General features: G+C 55.2%; 21 protein-coding genes. 10 read left to right on the top strand and 11 right to left on the bottom strand.

All coding sequences use genetic code 11. The annotated features are described in order from the left end of the window. The coding region (locus ACT3TC_RS14785) for a hypothetical protein (protein ID WP_444640598.1) at positions 1-245 on the top strand (245 nt) is incomplete at its 5' end. Positions 246-562: 317 nt separating this feature from the next. On the opposite strand, the gene pgi is transcribed toward ACT3TC_RS14785, so the two are convergent. The 4 genes from pgi to ptsP all read right to left on the bottom strand — a co-directional run bounded on the left by pgi (position 563) and on the right by ptsP (position 8,039). Next, positions 563-2,227 (bottom strand): glucose-6-phosphate isomerase, encoded by a 1,665-nt coding sequence (gene pgi / locus ACT3TC_RS14780; RefSeq protein ID WP_444640596.1) that lies wholly within the window; start codon positions 2,225-2,227, stop codon positions 563-565. A gap of 213 nt (positions 2,228-2,440) precedes the next feature. Then, the gene (locus ACT3TC_RS14775) at positions 2,441-4,180 is read right to left on the bottom strand and encodes a PTS fructose-like transporter subunit IIB (RefSeq protein WP_444640594.1); all 1,740 of its coding nucleotides are present in this window, start codon (positions 4,178-4,180) and stop codon (positions 2,441-2,443) included. Next, complete coding sequence (pfkB, locus tag ACT3TC_RS14770) at positions 4,177-5,145, bottom strand: 1-phosphofructokinase (RefSeq protein WP_444640593.1); 969 nt, start codon at positions 5,143-5,145, stop codon at positions 4,177-4,179. Before pfkB ends, ACT3TC_RS14775 begins: the two co-directional genes overlap by 4 nt. After that, complete coding sequence (ptsP, locus tag ACT3TC_RS14765; protein WP_444640591.1) at positions 5,145-8,039, bottom strand: phosphoenolpyruvate--protein phosphotransferase; 2,895 nt, start codon at positions 8,037-8,039, stop codon at positions 5,145-5,147. The genes pfkB and ptsP overlap by 1 nt, the downstream gene beginning before the upstream one ends. Before the next feature lie 208 nt (positions 8,040-8,247). Here ptsP and cra point away from each other — a divergent pair, with 208 nt between their 5' ends. Next, complete coding sequence (cra, locus tag ACT3TC_RS14760; RefSeq protein ID WP_444640589.1) at positions 8,248-9,228, top strand: catabolite repressor/activator; 981 nt, start codon at positions 8,248-8,250, stop codon at positions 9,226-9,228. Between the two features lie 18 nt (positions 9,229-9,246). Here the strand turns inward: cra and ACT3TC_RS14755 are convergent, their stop codons facing one another. Then, positions 9,247-9,720, bottom strand: a complete 474-nt coding sequence (locus ACT3TC_RS14755) for a methylglyoxal synthase (RefSeq protein WP_444640587.1) — start codon at positions 9,718-9,720, stop codon at positions 9,247-9,249. A gap of 3 nt (positions 9,721-9,723) precedes the next feature. Further along, on the bottom strand, positions 9,724-11,202 hold the full coding sequence (gene pyk / locus ACT3TC_RS14750) for a pyruvate kinase (protein ID WP_193055091.1): 1,479 nt from the start codon (positions 11,200-11,202) through the stop codon (positions 9,724-9,726). 254 nt (positions 11,203-11,456) lie between these two features. Here pyk and gap point away from each other — a divergent pair, with 254 nt between their 5' ends. The 8 genes from gap (at position 11,457) to ACT3TC_RS14710 (ending at position 19,438) form a co-directional block, all read left to right on the top strand. Further along, the gene (gene gap, locus ACT3TC_RS14745) at positions 11,457-12,461 is read left to right on the top strand and encodes a type I glyceraldehyde-3-phosphate dehydrogenase (protein ID WP_444640585.1); all 1,005 of its coding nucleotides are present in this window, start codon (positions 11,457-11,459) and stop codon (positions 12,459-12,461) included. Between the two features lie 179 nt (positions 12,462-12,640). Continuing rightward, positions 12,641-13,162, top strand: coding sequence for a DUF3455 domain-containing protein (locus tag ACT3TC_RS14740; RefSeq protein WP_444640583.1), 522 nt, complete (start codon positions 12,641-12,643; stop codon positions 13,160-13,162). Between the two features lie 112 nt (positions 13,163-13,274). After that, entirely contained in the window at positions 13,275-13,838 is a 564-nt protein-coding gene (locus tag ACT3TC_RS14735) for a sigma-70 family RNA polymerase sigma factor (protein WP_444640581.1), read from the top strand. 19 nt (positions 13,839-13,857) lie between these two features. After that, positions 13,858-14,298, top strand: coding sequence for an anti-sigma factor (locus tag ACT3TC_RS14730; RefSeq protein ID WP_444640579.1), 441 nt, complete (start codon positions 13,858-13,860; stop codon positions 14,296-14,298). A gap of 393 nt (positions 14,299-14,691) precedes the next feature. Beyond that, entirely contained in the window at positions 14,692-16,197 is a 1,506-nt protein-coding gene (gene zwf / locus ACT3TC_RS14725) for a glucose-6-phosphate dehydrogenase (RefSeq protein ID WP_172118283.1), read from the top strand. Position 16,198: 1 nt separating this feature from the next. After that, positions 16,199-16,864: a 6-phosphogluconolactonase gene (gene pgl / locus ACT3TC_RS14720; protein ID WP_444640577.1), complete on the top strand. Its 666-nt coding sequence runs from the start codon at positions 16,199-16,201 to the stop codon at positions 16,862-16,864. 34 nt (positions 16,865-16,898) lie between these two features. Further along, a complete protein-coding gene (locus ACT3TC_RS14715; protein ID WP_172118281.1) occupies positions 16,899-17,561 on the top strand; it encodes a bifunctional 4-hydroxy-2-oxoglutarate aldolase/2-dehydro-3-deoxy-phosphogluconate aldolase in 663 nt (220 codons plus the stop codon). A 281-nt stretch (positions 17,562-17,842) separates the two neighbouring features. Further along, complete coding sequence (locus tag ACT3TC_RS14710) at positions 17,843-19,438, top strand: solute:sodium symporter family transporter (protein WP_444640575.1); 1,596 nt, start codon at positions 17,843-17,845, stop codon at positions 19,436-19,438. Positions 19,439-19,562: 124 nt separating this feature from the next. Here ACT3TC_RS14710 and ACT3TC_RS14705 read toward each other — a convergent pair whose 3' ends face one another. The 5 genes from ACT3TC_RS14705 to ACT3TC_RS14685 form a co-directional block, all read right to left on the bottom strand. Beyond that, positions 19,563-20,447, bottom strand: coding sequence for an SMP-30/gluconolactonase/LRE family protein (locus ACT3TC_RS14705; RefSeq protein WP_444640573.1), 885 nt, complete (start codon positions 20,445-20,447; stop codon positions 19,563-19,565). After that, on the bottom strand, positions 20,447-21,055 hold the full coding sequence (locus ACT3TC_RS14700) for a 2-dehydro-3-deoxy-6-phosphogalactonate aldolase (RefSeq protein ID WP_444640571.1): 609 nt from the start codon (positions 21,053-21,055) through the stop codon (positions 20,447-20,449). The genes ACT3TC_RS14705 and ACT3TC_RS14700 overlap by 1 nt, the downstream gene beginning before the upstream one ends. Beyond that, positions 21,052-22,044 carry a 2-dehydro-3-deoxygalactonokinase gene (locus ACT3TC_RS14695; RefSeq protein WP_444640569.1) on the bottom strand — a complete coding sequence of 331 codons (993 nt, stop codon included), beginning with the start codon at positions 22,042-22,044 and terminating at the stop codon, positions 21,052-21,054. Before ACT3TC_RS14695 ends, ACT3TC_RS14700 begins: the two co-directional genes overlap by 4 nt. 51 nt (positions 22,045-22,095) lie before the next feature. Next, on the bottom strand, positions 22,096-23,244 hold the full coding sequence (dgoD, locus tag ACT3TC_RS14690; protein ID WP_193055084.1) for a galactonate dehydratase: 1,149 nt from the start codon (positions 23,242-23,244) through the stop codon (positions 22,096-22,098). Between the two features lie 69 nt (positions 23,245-23,313). Next, positions 23,314-24,030, bottom strand: coding sequence for a FadR/GntR family transcriptional regulator (locus ACT3TC_RS14685; RefSeq protein WP_441679278.1), 717 nt, complete (start codon positions 24,028-24,030; stop codon positions 23,314-23,316). Between the last annotated feature and the right edge of the window lie 27 nt (positions 24,031-24,057).

The following is a 24,057-nucleotide window of genomic DNA, read 5'->3' as shown; positions in this document are numbered from 1 at the left end:
CCCATAGCTGGATAGTTGAAGCCTATGAAGAACATCCAAACTGGTTTGTTGGTTTTGATACTGATGTTGAAGGAAAGCTGAAGCCATTTACGGTTAAATCAAATGCAAATAAAGAGCAGCTTCGAAATTATCTTAAGAGTAAGACTGAGGAGGCGGATAACTTAGATTGGATACCACGTTTTAAAGCTGTATTTGATGTTTTAGAAACAGCGTTGGAAAAAAGAAATAAAAAAATATACGAATAAACATCAACTATAAGAAGGCGCAAGCATAATAGATGTGTGTTTATGATTCTATGAGCTCATGGTTTCAGCTAAAATTTTTTAGCCTTTTATTTAGGTGTGGGCTTTTAAAATTTATGCTTATGCCCGATATTTAGTAGAATCAGGAGAAAGCGCGAAGTGGTCTGTGTGCTTCACGCTCTGTAACCATTGTTAGGACACTATGCTGCTTATCAGATTTAAACAGTTCTAATATAGGGTTGAAGTAATAAAAAATGCCTTGGGCTTTTACCAAGGCATTTTTAATAGCAATATTTAAGAATTTAAAACGGCTTTATCAATCAATCCTTCTTCTTGGCCGCCTTTTTACTACTTTCAGCTTGGCTATTATCTTTAGCAGCACCACCACCCGGAAAATGCGCCCGCACCAACTCTAACAACCCTTGGGTCGAGGCATCAAAGTCGGCTGCGTTAGTGTCGATGCGTTCGCTGATTTCACCGGCAATGCGCTTGCCTAGCTGAACACCCCATTGATCAAACGAGTTGATGTTCCAGATCACGCCTTGAACAAAGACCTTGTGCTCGTAGAGTGCGATTAGCGCGCCGAGATTGCGGGGAGTGAGTTCATCCAACAGTAATGTACTGGATGGACGGTTGCCGGGACAGCTGTAGGGGTCGTGCTGGCTTAACTCTTTACCGTCGCCCTGACTGCCTTCCATAAAAGCGTTGGCCTGGGCGAGCATGTTGGTTAATAGCGCAAAGTGGTGGTCTTCCATGCCAGGCTCCGGCTTGAGCGAGGCGATAAAGTCGATAGGTACGTAACGCGTGCCCTGGTGCAGCAGCTGGAAGAAGGCGTGTTGACCATTGGAGCCGGTTTGCCCCCATACAATCGGGCCGGTTTTATAGTTGACCGGGTGGCCGAAAATATCCACCGATTTGCCGTTGGACTCCATATCCAGCTGTTGCAGGAAGGAGGGCAGCTGGTTAAGTGCCTGGTCGTAAGGCACGATGGCTTGGGTTTCTGCGCCAATAAAATTGATATACCAGATGCCGATAAGTGCCATGAGTACCGGCATGTTCTCGGAGAAAGGCGCCTCAATAAAGTGGCGGTCCATCTCGTGGGCACCTTCCAGCAGCTCAATAAACCCTTCAAAACCGATAGATAACGCAATCGGTAAGCCGATTGAGGACCACATGGAGTAGCGCCCACCCACCCACGCCCAGAACTCGAACACGTTCTCTTCACGAATGCCGAATTCCATAGCCGCTTTGCGGTTGGTAGAAGCGGCTACAAAGTGGGCACCTACATCCGCGTCGCTTCCGGCGTTCTCCAGGAACCAGCGCCGCGCTGTTTTTGCATTGAGCAGCGTTTCCTGGGTGGAGAACGTTTTGGTCGAGACGATAAACAGCGTGGTGGCCGGGTCCAGGCGCGAAAGCACCTTCTGGATATGCGTGCCGTCCACGTTGGATACAAAGTGAAAGTGCATCTCTGGGTGGCGATATTTAAGCAGCGCGCGCACCGCCATGTTAGGGCCAAGGTCCGAGCCGCCAATCCCGATATTAACGACATCCTTGATCGGCTGGCCGCTGTAACCTTTCCATTCGCCGCTGCGTACCGTTTCAGAAAACTGTTTGATCTGTTCGCGGGTGCGGGTAATTTCCGGCATGACGTCTTCGCCATCGACGTACACCGGTTCATCACTAAGGTTACGCAGTGCGGTATGTAGTACCGGACGGTTTTCGGTAACGTTGATAATATCGCCAGAAAACATTTGTGCCCGGCGCTGCACCAGCGCGGAATGGTCAGCAAGCTCTATCAGTTTGGCGAGCACTTCGTCGGAAACATGATGCTTTGAATAGTCCAGAAACAGGCCGCCTACCTTGAGGTTCATCTTCTCAAAGCGCTTCGGGTCGTTAGTGAAGTAGTCCCGGATGCGGTCGTTATGGGTTTTGTCGCGCAGGCGTTCAAGCGCCTGCCACGTAACGCTACGGGTGAGTTGAAACATAGAGCGCGTGTCCGTTGTTGTTGAGTAGCAAATATTAACTGGGGTAAATGGCGGTGATATCGATTATGTAAAAATACTACATAAAAAAGCGATAAGGGCAACTATCCGTTGAGCGTGGCGATAAAACAGGTAATAAAACAGCAATGACGTCAGCAGCTTTTATACAGGGCTCAACACGAGCAGGCATTGCGCCTGCTCGTGTTGAGCTAACACTTAGCTGGCGACGGCCACTTGAGCGGCGCCGCGTTTAATAAAGGCGTAGCTCAGGCCAGTGATGAGTGAGCCTGCCACAATGGCGCCCAGGTAGAGCAGTGGCGGGGTGATTGCATTAGGAATCAGCAGGACGAAAATACCCCCGTGCGGGGCCATTAATTGGGCACCCACCAGCATCGAAAGTGCACCCGTAACGGCGCCCCCAGCGATACAAGCGGGAATAACGCGCAGCGGATCTTTGGCCGCGAACGGAATCGCGCCTTCACTAATAAAGCACAACCCCAGTACGAACGAAGCCTTGCCGGCTTCACGTTCCGGCTCGGAGAACTTATTGCGTGCCACGAAGCTTGCGATACCCATGCCAATGGCCGGTACCATGCCTGCCGCCATAATCGCGGCCATGGGGCCGTAGGTGCCTGAGGCCAAGAGGCCCACACCAAAGGTGTAGGCCGCCTTGTTAACCGGGCCGCCCAAGTCAAAGCACATCATGGTGCCCAGCAAAATACCCAGTAATACAGCATTGGTGGAGTCCATCGACGCCAGGAAGTTGGTTAACGCATTAAGCAGCGCGGCAACCGGTTCGCCCACGATGTAAATCATGACCAGGCCTGTCACAAGGCTCGCGATCAGCGGAATAATCAGGATGGGCTTAAGTGACTCGATGCTCGAAGGCAGCTTCACATGGCGAGTGACCGCAAGGGCTACGTAACCGGCTAGAAAGCCTGCCAGAATACCGCCAATAAACCCCGAGCCAATGTCCGCCGCCAGCATGCCGCCAATCATACCCGGCGCAATACCAGGGCGGTCGGCAATTGAGTAAGCGATATAGCCTGCTAATACCGGAATCATCAACGCAAACGCGGTGCCGCCGCCAATCTGCATTAACGCAGCGGCCAGGGTGCCTTCCTGCTCGAACGCCTCGATGCCGAACATAAACGACAGGGCGATTAGTAGCCCGCCCGCCACTACCATGGGCAGCATAAACGACACGCCGGTGAGCAGGTGTTTATACACGCCTTTCTCTTTCAGGCTTTTGCCATCGTTTGAAGCCGTATTAGCCGTGCCTGCACTTTCCACACTGGCCTGGGTTAGGGCGTTTTCAATCGTTGCCTGGGATTTTTTAAGCGCCGTACCGGTCGAGGTGCGGTACACGCGTTTACCGGAAAAACGCGTTGGATCAACTTCAATATCGCAGGCCAGAATGACAACGTCGGCGGCGGCGATTTCGTCTTCCGTTAGCTTGTCCTGGGCGCCGACTGAGCCTTGGGTTTCCACTCGAATTGAGTGGCCCATGGCGTTGCCCGCCTCAGCCAGCGCTTCTGCGGCCATAAAGGTGTGAGCAACACCGGTGGGGCAGGCGGTAACGGCCACAATGGTTTGGCCGCCTGCAGCGGCTGGCGCTTTTGTTTGAGGGGTAGCAACCGGGGTGCTATATAATGGCGCTTCGCGTTTAGCGGTGGTTAAAAACGCGTCCGGGTCAGGCAGCGCTTGAGCAATCGGTGCCTGGTAAAGGCGTTTGCCTTCAAATCGCTCCGGTGCGGGTACATGCTCGGCGGCTACGACAATTAAATCGGCATGGGCAATTTGTTCGGCATTGGCGGTCTCGACCGGTGCCAGTTCTCCGTGCATTTCTACATGGACTTTCCAACCCAAGCGCTGAGCGGCTTGTTCAAGGCGTCGGGCAGCCAAAAAAGTCGTTGCCATGCCGCTGGGGCAGGCGGTAATTAGAATAATATTCATTGTGACGTTCCCTCGGTGCGGCTGGCGTGCAGGCGCTGGACCTGAGTATGTTGTAGGAGTACGGCAAAGTCGTCCGCGTGGGCATTGCCCACGCCAACATGGCGAACAGATTCGGCGGAAAGTGCCGTGGCAAAACGCAGTGTTTCTTCGTCACTTTGCTGGCTGAGCACGCCGTGGAGCATGCCAGCCACAAAGGTATCGCCGGCACCCACGGTATTGGCTGCCTGAACGCGGGGCGGCGTTGACTGCCAGGTGCCCTTGGCGTTTACCCAAATAACGCCGTCGGCCCCGGCAGAAAGTAGCGCTTGGCCAATACCTGCCTGATAAAGGCGGCAGGTGGCGCTTACTCGCTTGGCGTGATCATCCAGTGCCTCACCGGCCCAGTGGGCAAGTTCCAATTCATTGGGTTTAACGGCTTCGGGGGTTACCTCAATAGCGCACAGCAGGGCGTCGCCACTGGTATCCACCCATAACGGCACGCCGGTGGCTTTTAGCTCAGTCAGCAACGTGGCAAAACTTGTCAGGCTTAAGCCAGGGGGTAGGCTACCTGCCACAAGAATGGCATCGGCAGGCTCAGCGTTTAGCTGCTGTTTAATGCGGTTCAGAAGCGCGGCGACTTGCGTGGCGTCTACGCCGATACCGGGGCCGTTAATGTCGGTCACCCGGCCGCTTTTTTCCGCCAGCTTGGCATTAATACGGGTTTCCCCCGGCACGCGGACAAAGGCATCCGTAACGCCCAGCTGGGTAAACGCCCGTTGGAAGGGGCCATCGTTATCGCGCCCGAGAAATCCGCTCACCACCACGTGATGGCCCAGCGAGGCCAGCACTCGTGCAACGTTAACGCCTTTGCCCGCGGCTTCCAGCTGCGCGTTCCTGGGGCGGTTAACCGTGCCCAGCGTTAACTCTTCAAGATCAAACGCCAAATCCAGCGCCGGGTTGAGCGTAACGGTAATAACCCGGGCCATTAGTGTGCCTCCAGCGCGTCGCGCACAGCGGCGCTGGTCGCCTGGCTTAGGGCCAGTTGCGCACTGGCTTGGGCATCGGCCAGATCGAACTCACGCAGGCGAGCTTTCACCAGCGGAATTTGCCGGGCGCTAACTGAAAGCTCATCAACGCCTAACCCAACCAATACGGGAATAGCCGCCGTATCCGAGGCCAGCTCACCGCAAACGCCGACCCATTTGCCTTGGGCATGAGCGGCGTCAACGGTCATCTGGATCAAACGCAGAACCGCCGGGTGTAGGCCATCTGCCTGGGCAGAGAGCTCTGGATGACCGCGGTCAATCGCCAGCGTGTACTGGGTTAAGTCGTTGGTGCCAACCGAGAAGAAGTCCACCTCGGCGGCAAGCGTTGGTGCCAGCAATGCGCTGGAAGGGATCTCGATCATCACGCCTAGCTGCACGTCGTTTGCGCGCTCATCCGCGGGAATTTCCGCAAGCAAACGGTCAAAAATGGCTTTGGCGGCGTGAAATTCAGCCACGTCCTTGACCATTGGCAGCATAATCCGCAGCGGCCTGGGCGTCTCTTCTGAACCCGCTACCGGGGCGGCTGCTATTAGAAGCGCGCGCAGTTGGGTTTCGAGTACGCCGGGCTCGGTTAACGCCAGGCGAATGCCACGCAGACCCAAAAACGGGTTGTCTTCCTGGGGGACTGGCCAGTAGGGCAGGGGCTTGTCGCCACCCACATCCAGGGTGCGCGCCACTAGCGGGCGGCCGTTCAGGGCGTCGATGGCCTGCCGATACTCGGCGGTTTGCGTGGCAAGGTCGGGGGCGCTTGAGTGGGCCATAAACAGGAACTCAGTGCGCAGCAGGCCAACGCCCTCGGCACCACGTTCAACCGCATCTTCTGCATGAGCGGTGTTGCCCAGGTTAGCAGCCACCTCCACGTAGTGGCCGTCGCGGGTTTGGGCGCGTTCATAACGCCGCTCCCAAGCATCGGCTTCACGCGTCTGTAAATCAAGCAACTGCTGCTCGGCGCGGCGTAAGCGCTGCTCAGAAGGCGAAGGAATGACGCGGCCTCTTTCACCATCAAGAATCATCATGCTGGCATTGGCTAAGGCCATTACCGCTTTGCCGGCGCCCACCACCGCGGGTATGCCCAGCGCACGGGCCAAAATAGCGCTGTGGGCAGTGGCGCCGCCACGCTCGGTCAAAAGACCGCGCACGCGGGAGGTATCCAGGCGCGCTACGTCGGAAGGACCGATATCGTCCATCACCAGAATGTAGGGGTGGTTGGGTGGCTCGGGAAGTTGGGTGTCGCACAAAACACTCAGCACGCGGCGACCCACATCACGCAGGTCGGCGGCACGCTCAGCAAGCAGGCGGTCGGCAAGCATTTCTTGCGCGTGGGCGGCGGTTTCAATCGCTTCCCACCAGGCCGCCTCTGCTGAACGGCCTTCACGAATGGCATCTTCGGCGGCGCGGTGCAGCTCGGGGTCATCCAGCATCTCTTCATGCATGGAGAGGATATCGGCCACTTCGCCACCCGGCGCATTGCGCACCAGGGCTTCCAGCTGGGCAATGCCCTCCTGGATGGCATTGTGCAGCCGGGTCAGTTCGCGGTCGGGATTGTCAGCCTGTTCCGGGTAATCAAAGTGCTGAGGGCGAATAACAAACACCGGCGCAATCGCAAGCCCGGGGGAGGCCGCAATCGCCGTATGCGGTGTATCGGCTGTCAAAGGCGTAACGGTTTCCTCGTGAGCAGGGTGGGTCGCCAGCTGCTCTCGGCCGCTGTCAAAAGGCGCTACCTTTTCACCCAAGCCGCCTTCAATTGCATCCGCGACGTTGGCCAGTGCCTGTGGCGCTTCACTGCCTTCGCCAGAAAGTACCAGCCACTGGCCACGGCGTGCGCCCAAGCCGATGACTTTGGTCAGGCTCGCTGCGGAAACGCTGGCGGGGCTGCCTTCTTCCAGGCGAACGTTAATCGCAACGGCCTGTGCTCGAGCTACCTGCACCAACTGTTTAGCCGGACGGGCGTGCAGGCCGTGGGGATTTAATACCCGCACGCGCTGGGTATGCGTATTGGCTGTTTCACCTGCAAGCTGAGCCAGCACTTGGGCGGCATCTGCCTTTAGTAACGCGCGGCTTGGGGTGTTTTCGAGCACCTTCTGAAGTTGCTCCAACAGGGAGGTGTGCGCGCTTCCCTGTGCTGCCAGGCAAAACAGGCCGTGAACAGCATGGCCGTTCTCTTCCATGTGTGCTTCGACCGGTGTCGCCACGCCCAGCGCAGGCTGTTGGACGCCGCTGGCGCTGCTGGCAAGCCAAAAACCGTCGCCCAGCCAAACCGGCGGTTTCGCCGCAATATCGGCAATAAAGTGGTTATCTACGCAGCCACTCTGGCGTAAGCGGGCGGCCGCTGCCAGGGCCAGTTCCTGAACACTCTGTGCGGGAAACTGCAGGCAAAGCGTGTCGCTATCCAGTCTGGGCGCGGGGGCAGGTTTAGACAGCAGGCGAGCGACGTCCTCGGTGGAGCGGGCTGTGGCAAGCGCTTCAGCAACGCCGTCACGGTCCAGTACGTGCGTTAGGGCGCGCAAAATATCCAAATGTTCATCATTTTGTGCGGCAATCGTCACCAGTACATAGACGCGGTTGCCATCGTGCCATTCGATGCCTTCTGGAAATTGCAGTACTCGAACGCCAGTCCGCTTAACATGCTGGCGGCTTTCGGGCGTGCCGTGGGGAATGGCGATAGCATTACCCAGATAGGTAGATGACTGCGCCTCACGGGCATGCAGGCCCTCGCGATAGGCAGGATCAACCAGCCCCGCGTCAGCCAGTACCCGGGCGGCCTCATCCAGCGCCGCTTGCCAATTGTTGGCGTGGCGGTCAAGCAAGATGTCATTAGGACCGAGTGTGAGCATGCAATTCTCCTATAAGGACGAGTCCGGTAACGGCTCGACGGCGACGTAAAGGACACAAATGCCGAGTAACGGTATTGATCGATGCCTACCGTCTATGATGATAATGCTGAAACGATTCAGCTAAAGGCGCAAGGGGTGTGTTTTTAGACTTTGGTGGGGGTCTCGTCAAGGCGCTGTTACACTTTGCAGGCTTATAAGGAGAAAAAACATGACATTAGCCGATATTGCGCGGCTTGCAGGTGTTTCACGCACCACAGCCAGTTATGTCATTAATGGGCAGGCTGAACAGCGTCGTATCAGTACCGCCACGATTGAAAAGGTCATGAGCGTTGTTCGTGAGCATCAATATCAGATTGATCCACAGGCGGCGGCGCTGCGCCGAGGTGCCAGTCGGCTGATTGGTTTAATCGTGCCTGACCTTGAAAATATCAGCTATGCACGCTTGGCGAAGCGCTTGGAGCGTGGTGCGCGCGAGCAAGGATATCGGCTGCTGATTGTAAGCTCGGATGACTGTGCCGAAAGTGAGCGCGCTCTGGCGCTTGCCCTGCGCGCTCAGCGCTGTGAAGTACTGATTACTGCCAGCTGCCTGGCCGACGTTGACCCATTTTATAGGGAATTGGTGAGTGACGGCTGGGCCGTGGTGGGCATGGACCGAGGGCTGGATAGCCACTACTTTTCCAGTGTCGTTAGTGATGATCACGACGCCGCTGAGCGTTTAACGCTCTCGGTACTTAACCAGGATACGCGGCGAGTTGCCTGGCTTGATGCCATGCCTGAGCTGTCTATTAGTCGTGAGCGCCGGGCCGGTTTTGAGGCCGCGTTAAAAGATCGCGACATCGAGGAAGTGTATTTGAGTGCTGAGCGCTACGAGCGTAGTGAGGCGATGGAACTTGCCCAACAGCTGCTTAGCGAGCCCAAGGGGCTGGATGCACTGGTGACCGCATCGTATACCTTGATGGAGGGCGTTTTAGATGCGTTTTTAGAACGTGGAGGGCTTTCCAGGCATATCCGGCTTGCCACTTTTGGTGATCACCGCCTGCTGGATTTTTTGCCTCAGCCGATTAATTCGGTGCACCAGGATTATGATCGGATAGCAGAATTGACGCTTAACAGTGCGCTAAAAGCTGCCCGAGGCCAGGGGGGCGTCGGGCAGCAGGTCGTTAAGCGGCATCTTTTTCAGCGTGGGTAAGGGCGCTAAATCCTTAAGTTAAACCCTGGCGCTGGCCCAAGCGTTAGCATCGGGTATCGACATATCGTAGCGCTCACTTAGATAGGGCGATGAGAGCAGGAAGTCCGCGCTGGCTGCGTTGTTGGCGACAGGTACATTCCACAGCGTGGCAAGGCGTAGCAGTGCTTTAACATCGGGGTCGTGGGGCTGTGGCGCAAACGGGTCCCAGAAGAACACCAATATATCGAGCTCTTGCTCGGCGATGCGTGCGCCTATCTGCTGGTCGCCGCCTAGCGGCCCGCTCATTAATCCTTCAACGGTCAAGCCCAGTTGCTGAGTTAACCGGCCTGCGGTGGTGCCCGTACCCATTAAGTGATGCTGGCGCAGCGTCTCCTGCCAACGTTCCGCCCACTCCAGTAGTTCACTCTTTTTGCCATCGTGGGCGATAAGCGCAATACGCTTTTGAGCGGGTAAGGTACGTAGCGCTTGGCGAGGCGGTCGGGCATCGTTCATTGTTTATTCTCCTGATGTTTCCTGCTCAATAGCGATAATCTTCATGGTGTTGGTGCCGCCATGAGCGTTCATATGATCGCCGCGAGTCAGAATAATATGCCCACCCGGGCGCGCCAGGCCATAGGCTTTAAGCAATTTCAGCGCCTGCTGGTTTACTTCAGTGGGCTCCATTTGGGTGGTGTTGAAGGGGAGCGATACCACGCCACGGTAAAGTGCCATGCGGCGCTGGGCAACGGGACTATGCGCCAGGCCAACAATTGGCAGGCCAGAACGAATGCGCGAGGCAATCAGCGGTGTGTAACCGGTCGATGTCATGCAGGCAATCGCGCTAACGCCGGTTAAATGGTTCGCGGCGTACATGGCCGAAAGGGCGATGGTTTCATCCATGCGCTCAAAGCCTTCATGCATGCGGTGGCCAGACGACTGTGCCAGCCGCTCGCGCTCGGCGCCTAAGCAAACGCGGTCCATGGCTTCAACGGTTTCTACCGGAAATTCACCGGCTGCCGTTTCTGCTGAAAGCATAACGGCGTCGGTCGCATCCAGCACCGCATTGGCCACATCGAACACCTCGGCGCGTGTGGGCAGCGGGGATTCGATCATCGACTCCATCATTTGGGTGGCGGTAATCACGGCGCGGTTAAGCGAGCGGGCATGTTTGATGATGCGCTTTTGGGTGCCTATGAGTGCTTCATCACCAATTTCTACACCCAGGTCGCCACGCGCCACCATAACGGCTTCAGAGGCAATAATGATGCCGTCCAGCGTTTCATCATCCGCCACTGCCTCGGCACGCTCCAGCTTGGCGACCAGGCCAATCTCTTTGCCTTCTTCGCCCAGCAGTGCGCGTGCTTCCCGCATATCGTCTGCTGAACGCGGAAAGGAGACCGCCAGATAATCCACGCCGATTTCCACTGCCGTTTTTAAATCGGCCTTGTCTTTGTCGGTTAAGGCGGGAGCAGAAAGGCCACCGCCCTGTTTGTTGATGCCCTTGTTGTTGGAGAGCTTGCCACCCACATGAACACTCGTGTGTATTTCCTGGCCCGCAATGGAGGTCACATCCAGAACAACGCGGCCGTCATCCAGCAGTAACCGGTCGCCGGGGGCTACATCATCAATAAGTGATGGGTAGTCACAACCAACGCGTTCACTGTTGCCCGCATTGGTATCCAGCGCCATGTCTAGAATAAACGCTTCGCCTACTGATAAATGAATAGGGCCTTCAGCAAAACGCGCGATGCGAATTTTAGGACCTTGTAAATCGCCTAGTGCAGCAACACATTTACCTAAGCGCTGGGCGATATCGCGAACATCCTGTAGGCGTCGGCGATGATCATCGGCAGAGCCGTGGGAGAAGTTAAGTCGAACGACATCGACGCCTGCCGTGATCATCGCCTCAAGAATACCTGGCTGGTCGCTGGCAGGGCCTAGTGTGGCAACAATTTTGGTACGGCGAAGCGGCAAAGGTGAATTCGATAGGCTCATGAGCAGGCTCTCCTTAAATATTAAAAAAAAGCAAAAAACCAGTGTTGTCAGACGGCAAGGTGACTGCTTAATTGTCGGCGTGAAGTGTAGACGACCATAGTGATAATATAGTAATTTTACTACAAATAGGTTATTCAATAGCCAGTAAAGCAGCGTTGTAAGCGATTTTGTTCTTTTTAAAACGCTTTTGCGTGTCTTTTTGGTAATTTTTTTACTTGAATGAAGCCATCCACCACCGAGCATGAGGTGTCAGCATGACGATCAGAGTTGCTATTAATGGGTTTGGACGGATCGGCCGTAACGTCTTACGCGCCCTGTATGAAAACGATTACCGTGACAAAATTCAGGTAGTGGCGATTAATGACCTTGGCGATCCTTCGCTAAATTCGCATTTACTACGCCACGATACGGTGCATGGGCATTTCCCCTTCACTGTAGAGCACGACGCAGAAAGTATCAGCGTTGACGGCGACCGGATTGCGATCTCTTCCGAGCGCGACCCTGCCAGCCTCCCTTGGGCATCCATGAATATCGATTTGGTCATGGAGTGCACGGGGCTGTTTACCAAACGTGAAGCCGCTGCCAAGCATTTGGAAGCGGGCGCTAAACGAGTACTGATTTCGGCACCCAGCCCGGATGCGGATGCAACGATTGTTGTCGGTGTTAATGATGACGTGCTGACTGCTGAGCATAAGGTTGTCTCCAATGCCTCCTGCACGACTAACTGCCTGGCACCGGTCGCCAAAGCGCTGAACGACACTATAGGTATCGAAAACGGCCTGATGACGACCGTTCACGCCTATACCAATGACCAGAATCTTTCGGATGTTTATCATACCGACCCGTACCGCGCACGCAGCGCCAATCACTCCATGATCCCGACCAAAACCGGAGCCGCAGCTGCGGTGGGTTTGGTTCTGCCTGAGCTGGAAGGTAAACTGGATGGGCTGGCCGTGCGCGTACCGGTGATTAACGTGTCGCTGGTGGATCTAACCTTTAACGCAGGGCGCGATACCAGCAAGGAAGAGATCAACCAGATCCTCGAAAAGGCCGCTGCCAACTCGAGCGTACTGGCTGTCAATGCTCAGCCGCTGGTATCCATCGACTTTAACCATGATGCGCATTCATCAACGTTTGATGCCAATCACACCCGTGTGAATGGTCGCTTGGTAAAAGTAATGGCGTGGTACGACAACGAGTGGGGTTTCTCCAACCGTATGCTGGATACCGCCATTGCGATGCAGGCAACCGCAAAATAGTTATTTTTGAAGTGCGCTGTTAATGTTTGATTTAAAGGCCGAAAATTTATTTTCGGCCTTTATTTTTAATAAAAAGAATCTTTTTTTTAATAGGACTGCATCCAAAACGTCTTCTCGCGTGTATCCCCTATACAGCCACCATTTACGGCGGTTGATAATAATCCTCAAGGAGACTGAAAATGACCATTCATCATTTCACGCGTACCGCACTAGGCGCAGCGCTGATCGCATCCTTCAGTCATGCCGCTTTGGCCGAAACGCCAGCGGATGTCCAGGTTCCGGACGGTAATACCGTAGCACTTGAAACTATAGGTGTGGGCGCGATTACCTATATGTGTGAAACCAATGATTCCGGCGATATGGCGTGGGTCTTTAAAGGTCCTCATGCCGCGCTAAATGCTACCGATGGTAGCCAGGTAGGTAGCTACTACGGCCCCCCCGCTACATGGGAAGCACTGGATGGCTCTAAAATCACTGGCACCCAATTAGCGACCGCACCCAACGGTGACGACAATATTCCTCTACAACTGGTAGAGGCCAACCCTGCTGAAGGTGAAGGCGCGATGAAGGATGTTAGCTACATCCAGCGCTTGAATACTGAAGGTGGCGTGGCGCCAGATGTTGCTTGTAATAGCGACCACGACGGCGCTACTGCAGTCGTTACTTACCAGGCTGACTATGTTTTCTGGAAGGCTGAATAAGCAGTAACAGGTTAATTCAAGTTACGCCAAGGGCTCGTTTGTTATGCCCTTGGCGGCTATGCTGTCTGGATGTGCGACAAGTGGAATTGACGCGTCACCAGGGAGCCCAGGTGTGACAGACGTAACCAGCGAATTTGACCATGTTGCCGTGCTTGCACGTTGTGCCCGCGGTGACCAGGACGCTCTTCACCAGCTCTATTTGCACGAGGGCGCCGCACTATTAGGAGTTGTGATTCGAATCGTCAAGGATCGTGGCATGGCCGAAGATATTGTCCACGATGCCTGCCTGAATATCTGGCAGCGTGCCGATAGCTTTGACCCTACCAAGGGGTCGCCCCAGACATGGATTTTTAGTATCGCACGGCATCTTGCCCTTAACGCGATTCGCTACCGGGGGCGTGAAACCAATGTCGATCATAATGACCCCGCCGAGTGGGAGTATGATGAAGCGTTCCAACTGGCGTCACCTGCTGAGGAGGCCTATGACTGGCAAACAGGCCAGCGCATGGATGAATGCCTCGAACAGCTTGAAACAGAACGGCGCAACTGCGTACTCCACGCCTATGTGGACGGCCTAAGCCATGCGGAAATTGCCGCCCACACGGGTGCGCCACTCGGCACGGTGAAAGCCTGGATTAAGCGCAGCCTGCTTCGCCTGCGGGAGTGTATGGCATGACCCGTACCCACGCAGGTCAGTGATCAACAGTTTGCCTGTTTGGCGTGGTGCTGCCGGGCTTGGGCTTGCGGCGGCATTGGTGATGGGCGTTTTGCTCGCCACTGATACCCCAGTACCAACAACTCCCGAATACATGGTGGTGCTCATGGCGCCGCAAAATCAGTCGGCTGGCTGGGTGGTTCAAGCTTCCACACGGCAAAGCATTCAACTGATACCGCTGGGCACGTTTGAAGTACCAGAAGGTAAGGCGCTGGAGTTTTGGACCAAAGCGGACGATTGGCAAGCACCGGTATCATTGGGTTTGGTAACCCCGGGTGAGCCCATTAACGTCAATCTGAACGAGCTGCCGCCTCTTCAAGATAATCAGCTGTTCGAGCTAACCCTGGAAGAAGAAACAGGCTCGGCAACAGGCCTGCCCACCGGCCCTATCGAGTTCATTGGCCGGGCAGTGGAGATTTAATAAGAACTGCGTGATGGGGCTCCGGCGAAAGCATGCGCCCATCAGCATGCCGCTACCTATCAATTATTGGGCAGCATCTCCAAGCCCCGGCCTCGCGTGAGCCACCGCGATAACAGCACCCGACAGGGCGGCGATCAAACCCAGCCCAAGCGCCCCGGGCTTTAGAGTTCATTCTCCATCGGGTGGCGGCATCAGTGGGGGTATCCAGTGGTAGCGGCAGGTGCTATCAAGCACGTAGAGTGTGTTTATAGCGAAATAAAAGCGCGTCGAACCGCTCCAAAAATATTTTATTGTAGTAAAATTACATTAAATATTGCGCATGATGCCTTTTTTTAGATAGATTTTAGGTAATCTAACCACGTAGACGGTCGTGGATAATAAATAGGAGCAGAGATGAGCCAGTCATATGCCTCCCCAGGCGCCCCATTAGGTGAACGTGACCATGCCATTGATCTAGCGCTTTTCGGGGCGTTGGGCGACCTCGCCATGCGCAAGCTGTTTCCTGCTTTATATCATCTTGACCGTGAAGGCCTGATGCCTGAAAGCACCCGCATTATGGGGCTGGCGCGTCAGGAGCATGATGTGGCGTCGTTCAGGCAACTGGTTGGCGGCGCATTGCGTAAACGGCTCAAAAGCAGCGAGCTAGAGGACTCAAGCTTTGAGCGCTTTCTAAATCGTCTGGATTATCGTCAGCTCGACTTTTCAACAGCAGAGGGCTTTGAAGCCATTCGCGAATGGCGAGAAGGCTCAAAACAACCGATGGTGGTGTACCTTTCTGTTGCCGCGCGTATTTATGGCGATATTTGCCACCATCTTCAAGCCAGTGGAAGTCTGGACGAAGACTCCCGCGTTGTTGTTGAAAAACCAATTGGCTACGATCTGGCATCGTCTGAACAGATCAACAATGCCATTGGTGCCGTATTTCCTGAGTCACGGGTATACCGCATTGACCACTACTTGGGTAAAGAAACGGTTCAGAACCTGATTGCGCTGCGCTTTGCCAATCCGCTCTTCGGCACTCAGTGGAACCAGAATCATATTTCCCACGTTGAGATTACCGTGGCCGAAAAGGTCGGTATTGAGGGGCGTTGGGGCTATTTTGATGATGCAGGCCAACTGCGAGACATGGTGCAGAACCACCTGCTGCAGCTGTTATGTCTGATCGCCATGGACCCGCCCTCTAACCTGGATGCGGATGCCATTCGTGATGAAAAGGTAAAAGTGTTGAAAGCGCTGAAACCTTTTACAGGGGAGGCGTTAGGGCGCGATGTGGTACGCGGGCAATATATTGCTGGCACCAGCGATGGCCAAGCGGTGCCTGGTTACCTGGAGGAAGAGGGCGCTAATACCCAGAGCCAGACGGAAACCTTTGTTGCGATGAAAACCGAGGTGTCTAACTGGCGTTGGGCGGGTGTGCCTTTTTATCTTCGCACCGGTAAGCGGATGCCCGAAAAGCTGTCGCAAATTGTGATCCATTTCCGCCAGCAGCCGCACTATATCTTTGATCCGGACCAGCGCGATATTGCTTCCAACAAGTTAATTATTCGCCTTCAGCCGGAAGAGGGGATTGCCCTACAAGTACTTACCAAAGATAGTGGCCTGGATAAAGGCATGCGTTTGCGCCCAGGGCCCTTACATCTTGATTTTAATAGTGCCTTCCCTAAATCACGTATTCCCGATGCTTATGAGCGCCTCTTGCTTGAAGTCATGAAAGGCCAACAGTATCTGTTTGTACGCCGTGATGAGGTGGAGCACGCTTGGCGCTGGTGCGATCAGTTAATTGCCGGTTGGCAGAGTCGTGAGACCCCACCGCGGCGTTATCCGGCGGGCTCCTGGGGGCCGGTTGCCTCCATTGCGATGATTACCCAGGATGGTCGCAGCTGGTACGAGGATTATTAACATGAGTCAACAACGTCAAAAGCTGGCGGAACAGCTAGCCGAAGCGGTCGCGCAGGCCTTGAGTGAAGATCTAGACCGCCAGGAGCGCGTGCTTCTGGTCGTGTCCGGTGGCTCGACCCCGGTGCCTTTTTTTAAAGCCCTGGCTGCCAAGCCGCTAGCCTGGTCGCGTATCGATATCATGCTGGCAGATGAGCGCTGGGTGGATGAACAAAGCAGCGACAGCAACGCCAGGCTGGTGCGTGAAAACCTGCTGCAAGGCGCTGCCGCCGCGGCGCGTTTCGTGCCCCTAACCGCAGAAGCTTCAACGCCGGAAGAGGGCGTCGTGGCGGTAGCCGAACAGACCGCATCGCTTAGCTGGCCAGCCAGTGTGGTGATACTTGGTATGGGCGGGGATGGCCATACAGCCTCGCTGTTCCCGGATAGCCAGGAACTCGGGTTAGCGCTTTCTACGGATGAGCCGTTGGTGGCGGTGAGAACCCCTAGTCAACCACAGCCGCGGATTACCTTTTCAGCGTCCCGGCTACACCAGGCACATCGGCATATTTTACATATTACCGGTGACGATAAGCGTGCCGTACTGGCCAATGCCTTGAACGGCGATGATGTGCGGCAACTGCCAATACGTGCCTTTTTGTCATGCCCCTTGGCTATTTACTGGGCACCTTAACAATCAATTAATAATAGATTTCCGGAGACTTACGATGTCGATAGATAAACAGTTACCTTCAACGCGCACCGCTGAACTTGACAGCATTTGCCTTAAAGCGGAAGTGATTCCGGTGATCACCATTGACCGCCTTGAAGATGCCGTGCCGCTTGGAAAGGCCCTGGTAGAGGGTGGTTTAACAGTTCTCGAAGTCACCTTGCGTACCGACTGTGCGCTGGAAGCCATTAAGCGCATGCGTGAAGCGTTACCCGGAGCAAGCATTGGTGTGGGTACCGTACTCACCCCTGCTCAATATCGCCAGGCCGAAGAAGTAGGTGCTGATTTTGTCGTAACGCCGGGCACGACCGAGGCACTTTATCGTTACGGTATCGAAAGCTCAGTACCCATGCTGCCGGGTGTTTCGACCATATCAGAGCTGATGACCGGCTGGCAGTTCGGTTATCGCCGCTTCAAGTTCTTCCCGGCGGAGTCCAGCGGTGGCGTTAAAGCACTCAAGGCCTTTGGTGCTCCGATCCCTGGCGCGAAATTCTGCCCCACGGGCGGCATCACGGTCGAGAATGCGGCATCCTACCTGTCACTGCCCAACGTCATGTGCGTAGGTGGCTCCTGGCTCACGCCCGCCAGGTTGGTTGAAGCCGAAGATTGGGAAGGCATTCGCAAATTGGCTCAGGAAGCCGCCGAACGTTTTCATCATTAATGGAGCGCCTGGATTTGTGCGCCCAAGGCTATTTCAAGAGCTATTGCAAAGACTATTTCAAGGGCTATCCACAGGTCTAGGCGATTTCTAAAGGTCTTCCTGTTCTACCGCCGGGCAACGTCATGTTGCCCGGTTTTTTTATGCAAAATAACACGTTAGGTAAGACCAAAGGGGGATAAACGTTAATCCACCGCTCCGTTAGAATCTCTGCGGAGATATGTCAGACATTTATTCGCACTGCGCATGTACAATACGATGACTAAATAATGGAGCAAGCCAACATGCATATGCTGACCCTGGCGTCTTTCCTGTTTTTTACAGGGCTGGTCGCTTTTATTACGTGGCGTATCACACGCCGGGATGATCACTCCAGTACCACTGGTTATTTCCTGGCAGGGCGCTCGCTGACCTTCCCGCTGATTGCGGGTTCGTTGCTAATGACCAACCTCTCTACTGAGCAGATGGTAGGCCTAAACGGGGCTGCGTTTGCCGATGGGCTAAGCGTTATGGCATGGGAAGTCGTTGCAGTTATCGCGTTGGTCGCGCTGGCGCTGTTTTTCCTGCCGCGCTTTTTAAAAAGCGGTATTACTACACTGCCGCAATTGCTGGAAATCCGCTTTGATAAAGGCACCCAGCTGATCACCAACGTTATTTTCCTTATTGCCTATGCCGTTATTTTGCTGCCGATCATTCTCTATTCTGGTGCGATTGGCTTGCAGGGGATGCTGGACCTGCAAGGACTAACCGGTATTCAGTCATCAAGCACACTGCTTTGGCTAACCGTATGGATCGTGGGCATTATTGGTGCGATCTATGCCCTGTTTGGCGGGCTACGTACGGTTGCCGTTTCCGACACGCTGAACGGTATTGGGCTGTTAGTGGGCGGTTTTGTGGTCGTCTATTTTGGCCTTCAAGCGGTGAGTGGCGGTACGGGCATCATGGAAGGCTGGAGCATTCTTAAGCAGAGCGACCCGGATAAGCTCAACTCGATTGGTGGCTCAGAGCAGCAGGTGCCGTTCTTCACGCTGTTTACCGGGGTCTTTCTGATTAACTTGTTTTATTGGAGCACGAATCAGCAGATTATCCAGCGAACGCTTGCCGCCAAAAACCTGGCCGAAGGCCAAAAGGGCGTGCTGCTGACAGGGCTTTTTAAACTGCTTGGCCCGTTGTATCTCGTGCTACCAGGTATTATTGCCTATAACCTGTATGCTGATCAGGGTGTGCAGGCTGATGAAGCCTATGGGCACTTGGTGTTTAACGTTCTACCGCCTTATTTAACGGGTTTCTTTGCGGCGGTTATGGTCGGGGCGATTCTGTCCTCGTTTAACTCCGCGCTTAACAGTACCACCACCATTTTCAGCTTGGGTATTTATAAAGGCGTGCTGAATAAAGACGCTACTGAGCAGGAGGTTGTTAAATCGGGCAAGATCTTTGGTTGGATCATGGCGATTATTACCATGATTATCGCGCCACTTCTGGCCGGGCAGGATAGTCTATTCGGCTACCTGCAGAAGATGAACGCCATTTACTTTATTCCTATTCTGGCTGTTGTGCTGGTGGGGCTACTGACCAAACGGGTACCTCCCATGGCCGCCAAAATAACGCTGGTGGGCGGCTGTTTATTGATCGCTGCTGGTTACTTTGTGCCGCCATTTAATCTCTTGCCTGAGATTATGAATGAGTTCCACTTCGTCGCATTGGTGTTTGCCTTGTTAGTGGTGATGATGCTGATTGTTGGCAAGCTACGTCCGCGCGAAACGGACTGGGTACAGGAGCATGTCGGCGGTGTTGATCTAACGCCCTGGAAAGGTGCACTACCCTCAGGTGTCGCGCTGATCATTTTAGTGATCATTATTTATATAAGCTTTGCTGGATAATTGTCGATTAGGCGCTGAAAGCTAGCCCTGTTAGCAATAGCGCTGTCATCAATAGCCCAGTAACAGAAAGGCCCCGTTAGTATCAACTAGCGGGGCCTTGTCGTTTTAGCGGCTATTGTTGGGTTTATGCAAGCCGTAGCGGCGGTTCGGCGAGCCCGGCTATGTCGATTTGCACGGAAAATAGCGCGCCAGCGTTCGGCTCTTTAGCAAGCTGCTCTGAAGTGAAACCCTCTTGAGCCGTCGTGATATACAGCGTTTTAAGCTCTGGGCCTGCAAACACCGGGCAAGAGGGTTGGCTGGCTGATAGATGCACTCGGCCAATAATCTCACCGTCAGTGTTTAAGCGCACAACCTCACCAGCACCCCAAAGCGCTAGCCATAGGCAGCCCTGGTTATCCATCACGGCGCCGTCGGGGCTGCCAATATGACCGGAAAAATCCGCAAAAGGCTCGGGTTCTCCGAGCGGCCAGCCTTGGTCATCCAGCGCCCAGCGCATCACAACGCCGGTTGGTGTATCCGTAAAGTAAGCGGTGGTGCCATCGGGTGAAAAGCACAGCGCATTAGGAATGCTAAGCCCGGTACGCAGCTGGCTTAGCTTGCCGCGATGCAGTCGGTAGAGGCTGCCCGCCTGGTGCTCAGCCTGTTTTCCCATGCTTGAAAACCACAGGCTGCCATGCCTGTCCACACGTGCGTCATTGCTGCGCGTAACAGGGTTATCGGCTTCAACATCGGCAAAGTGGGTAATGTTGCCGCTTTCAGGGTCGAAGTGGCTCAATGAGCGCTCACCCACTAGTAGCAGGCGGCTATCCTCAAGCGGCGCGGCCAGAGAAACCATATCGTCTAGCGCTACATGATCATGCTGCTGGCTGGTGTGAGAGAGCCAGTGCAAGCGCTTGCCAATAATATCGCACCAGTAAAGCCGTCCGCTGCTGGCTTGCCACTGCGGGCCTTCTCCAATCAGGCAACCACTATCTACTGCGACAGTTGCCTGCCATGTGGGTAATGACATTATTTTTCTCCGGCTTTTTTCCAGGCGTTAACTAACGCAATCGCCTGTTGGGCAACCGCCTTGGCATTTTGCCCGGGTTTATAAAGTGCGCTGCCCAGGCCAGCACCATCTACACCGGCTGCTCGCCAAGCGGCGAAATTATCGATACCAACACCGCCTACGGCGTACAAACGAGTGCCTTCAGGCAGTACAGCGCGTACGGCTTTCATACCTTCCAGCCCGACTTGGACGGCAGGAAAAAGCTTAAGCCCTGTCGCGCCAGCGTCAAGTGCATCGAATGCTTCGGAAGGGGTAACAATGCCTGGCCAGCTCGCCATCTTAAGACGATGCGTTTCTTCAATCACGCTGGGACGACAATTAGGCGAGACAATTAAACGCCCTCCAGCGGCATGAACGTCTCGGACTTGTGCGGGGGTAAGCACGGTGCCCGCGCCAATGACCGCCTGCTCGCCAAAGGCGTTAACTAAGCGGCGAATGCTCTCTAGTGGCTCCGGCGAGTTAAGCGGCACTTCAATCTGGGTGATGCCTGCGTTAAGCACCGCATCAGCAACGTCGATAACGTCATCGGGCGTTACGCCTCGCAAAATTCCGATCAGGGGTAACGTCATAGAGCTCTCTCTGCATTATTTGTTAGCGCCTGGTGGGCGAGTCGAAGACCTGCCAGTACGGCGGTGTCGCCCTCAACGTGATGGGTCTGAAAGCCGAGCGCGTTAAGGGCCAAGTGATAACGATGACAAAGCGCTGGATTACCAATCAAGGTAACCGTTTCATCGGTGGATAATGATTGGCAGGCGCCCGCTAGCTCAAGGCCAATCGCAAGGCCAGAAAGCCGTGCCGAGAGCACGCTTGCCCGGGTGTTACCCATGGGCAGGCGGCTATCCAGTAAATCCTGCGCCCGCAGGCCGAACAGGCGGCTGCTAAATGTCTCTGGGGCTGCGCTTATCTCGCTGACGGCGGCGATGAACGCATCACGGCAGGCGGGCTCGTTTAGCGCATCGCTGCCAATGGAGTGCTTTAGAACCGACTGATTCGCCAGTAGCTGATAAAGCTCGCCTGTTAGATAGGTGGTGAACTGTGTTACCGCGCCTGACTCAATGCTCGCCCATTTGGAGTGGGTGCCCGGCAGGCAGACCCGACCTGAAAAATCGGGCGCTTCGGCCGCCAGGCCAGCAAGCTGGGTCTCTTCTCCGCGCATGACATCAAAATGCTGAGCCGCGCTGTGGGTTTGGCTCAGGCCGGGCAGCAGATGTACACGCAGCTGGCCACCTACCAGCCGAGGCATCACCGCGCCATGGCTAAGCTGGTCAAGCGAGATAGGCACCGGCAGGTAAGCGGCTTCCAGCCAGCCTTGTCGAGCACCTGCCATGCCGCACACCATTACCGCTATGTGGCCGTTAGCAGGTAGCCAATCGCCCACCAGGCGCAACAGTTCAGCCTCGTATTCATTTGGCGTGAGCGAAAGCATGCCCTTATCGCTGCTGGCGTTGGCGATCACCTGGTCTTGCTTATCGAGCCCCCAAGCACGCAGGTTGCTTGAGCCCCAGTCTACCGCGATCCAGGCGAGCGTTTGCGGTAACGCATCAGAATCGGTACGCATGTGACGATATCTCCCCACGAATAAGGTTCTCCACGATTAAGAAAGCAGGGCTTACCACTCAGCGATAGAGCCGTCGTCGTGCGTCCATACCGGGTTGCGCCAGCGGTGGCCTGTTTTGGCGCGCTCTTCAACATAGGCTTCATCAATTTCTACGCCCAGGCCGGGGCCTTGGGGGATAGCGCAAAAACCGTCGGTGATACTTAGGGCTGTTTTGTCTACCAGGTAGTCCAGCACGTCATTGCCCTGGTTGTAGTGAATCCCCATGCTTTGTTCTTGAATGAAGGCGTTATGGCAGACAGCATCCAGCTGAAGTGAAGCGGCCAGGGTTAACGGCCCAAGCGGGCAGTGGGGCGCCAGAGCCACATCGTAGGCAGAGGCGAGGGTGGCGATTTTCAGCCCTTCGCTAATGCCGCCACAGTGGGAAATATCCGGCTGGATAATGTCGATCATGCCATCGGCCAGCAGATCGCGGAACTGAAAGCGGGTATGTAAGCGTTCGCCGGTCGCCAAGGGGTAGCTCAACCCGCCCGCAATATCTTTCAAGCAAGGCAAGTGTTCCGGTGCAACGGGCTCTTCAACAAACATGGGATGGTAAGGCTCAAGCTCACGCAGTAATGCTTTGGCCATGGGGCGATGGACGCGGCCATGAAAGTCGATACCGATACCCACATCCGGCCCAACGGCCTCGCGCGCCTCACGCACTCGGGCCACGGCTTCATCGACCTTGCGATGAGAGTCGACGATTTGCATTTCGGGCGTGCCGTTCATCTTGAACGCGGTAAAGCCTTTTTCGACCAGTGCCTTGGCACCAGCGCCCACATCGCTTGGGCGGTCGCCCCCGGTCCAGGCATACATGCGCATTTTATCGCGCACCGCTCCCCCCAAGAGTTGGTGAACGGGAACACCCAAATCACGCCCTTTAAGATCCCACAGTGCCTGGTCAATACCCGCAATAGCGCTCATCAAAATGGGGCCGCCGCGATAAAACCCGGCACGATAGAGCGTGTTCCAAAGGTGTTCGATCCGATGAGGGTCCTGGCCAATCAGGTAGTCGGAAAGTTCGTGAACAGCCGCTTCTACCGTTGCGGCACGGCCTTCGATGACCGGCTCGCCCCAGCCATAACAGCCTTCATCGGTTTCGATTTTAAGAAACAGCCAGCGGGGAGGGACTTGCCATGTTTTAAGACGCGTAATTTTCATACGATGTAATCCTCACGGTTAGCCGAGTGGGTACGGCAAACGTTATTGCAGAAGTTGGTTTCAGCCCAGCTAGACGATGCCCAGGTCGATAGCGGTGCGCCGCAATACCTCGCGCGCAGCGGTGTCGGCCGCGTTAATGTCGCCGGCTTTAATCGCATCCAGTACGTGGCGGTGCCGGGTCAAACTGTCGTCGAGTGTTTTAATATCGTGTTGCGAGCGATATACCAGCGCCATGATTGAAGGGCGTAATAAATGGCCCATTTGCCGCCACACCAGGTTATGTGTCGCTTGGTAGATCACATCGTGAAAGGCAACATCGAACTCAATGTGCTGGGCGCGCGCGTCAGGATTGCCTGCCGAACAGCGCATACCTTCAAACGCCGCTTCCAGACGTGTAATGTCATCACCGGTGGCCGCTTGGGCCGCCAATCTCGCAACCGTGGGCTCTGCTGAGAATCGAAAAGCGTAAATTGCGCGCACGAGCTGAGGGTCCAGGTTGACGAGCCCCGTCATCCATTCGCTCATCAATGGGTCAAGCAGGTGCCATTCACTCATTTCACGAACCAGCGTGCCCCGGCCCGCCGTGCGCTCTATAAGCCCGGCGGCCGTTAGGCTTGCCAATGCATTGCGTACCTGATTGCGGCTGACGGCAAAGTGCTTGCCGATATCCAGCTCCTTGGGAAAGACGTCACCGGGCTGCCAGTGGCCGGTTAATAGCGCCCTGGCCAGTAAGCGTGCCAAGTGTTCAGCGCCACCGTGGTGGGCGGGCAGGGTATCCAGCGTCATGGAATGTCTCTATGAATGACGGTAATA

The sequence above is a fragment of the Halomonas sp. AOP27-A1-41 genome, from assembly GCF_052378605.1.
In the GTDB taxonomy this organism is placed as follows: domain Bacteria; phylum Pseudomonadota; class Gammaproteobacteria; order Pseudomonadales; family Halomonadaceae; genus Vreelandella; species Vreelandella citrativorans.
The sequence above is the reverse complement of the archived record's forward strand: the minus strand, read 5'-3'. Positions and strand labels throughout refer to the sequence as shown.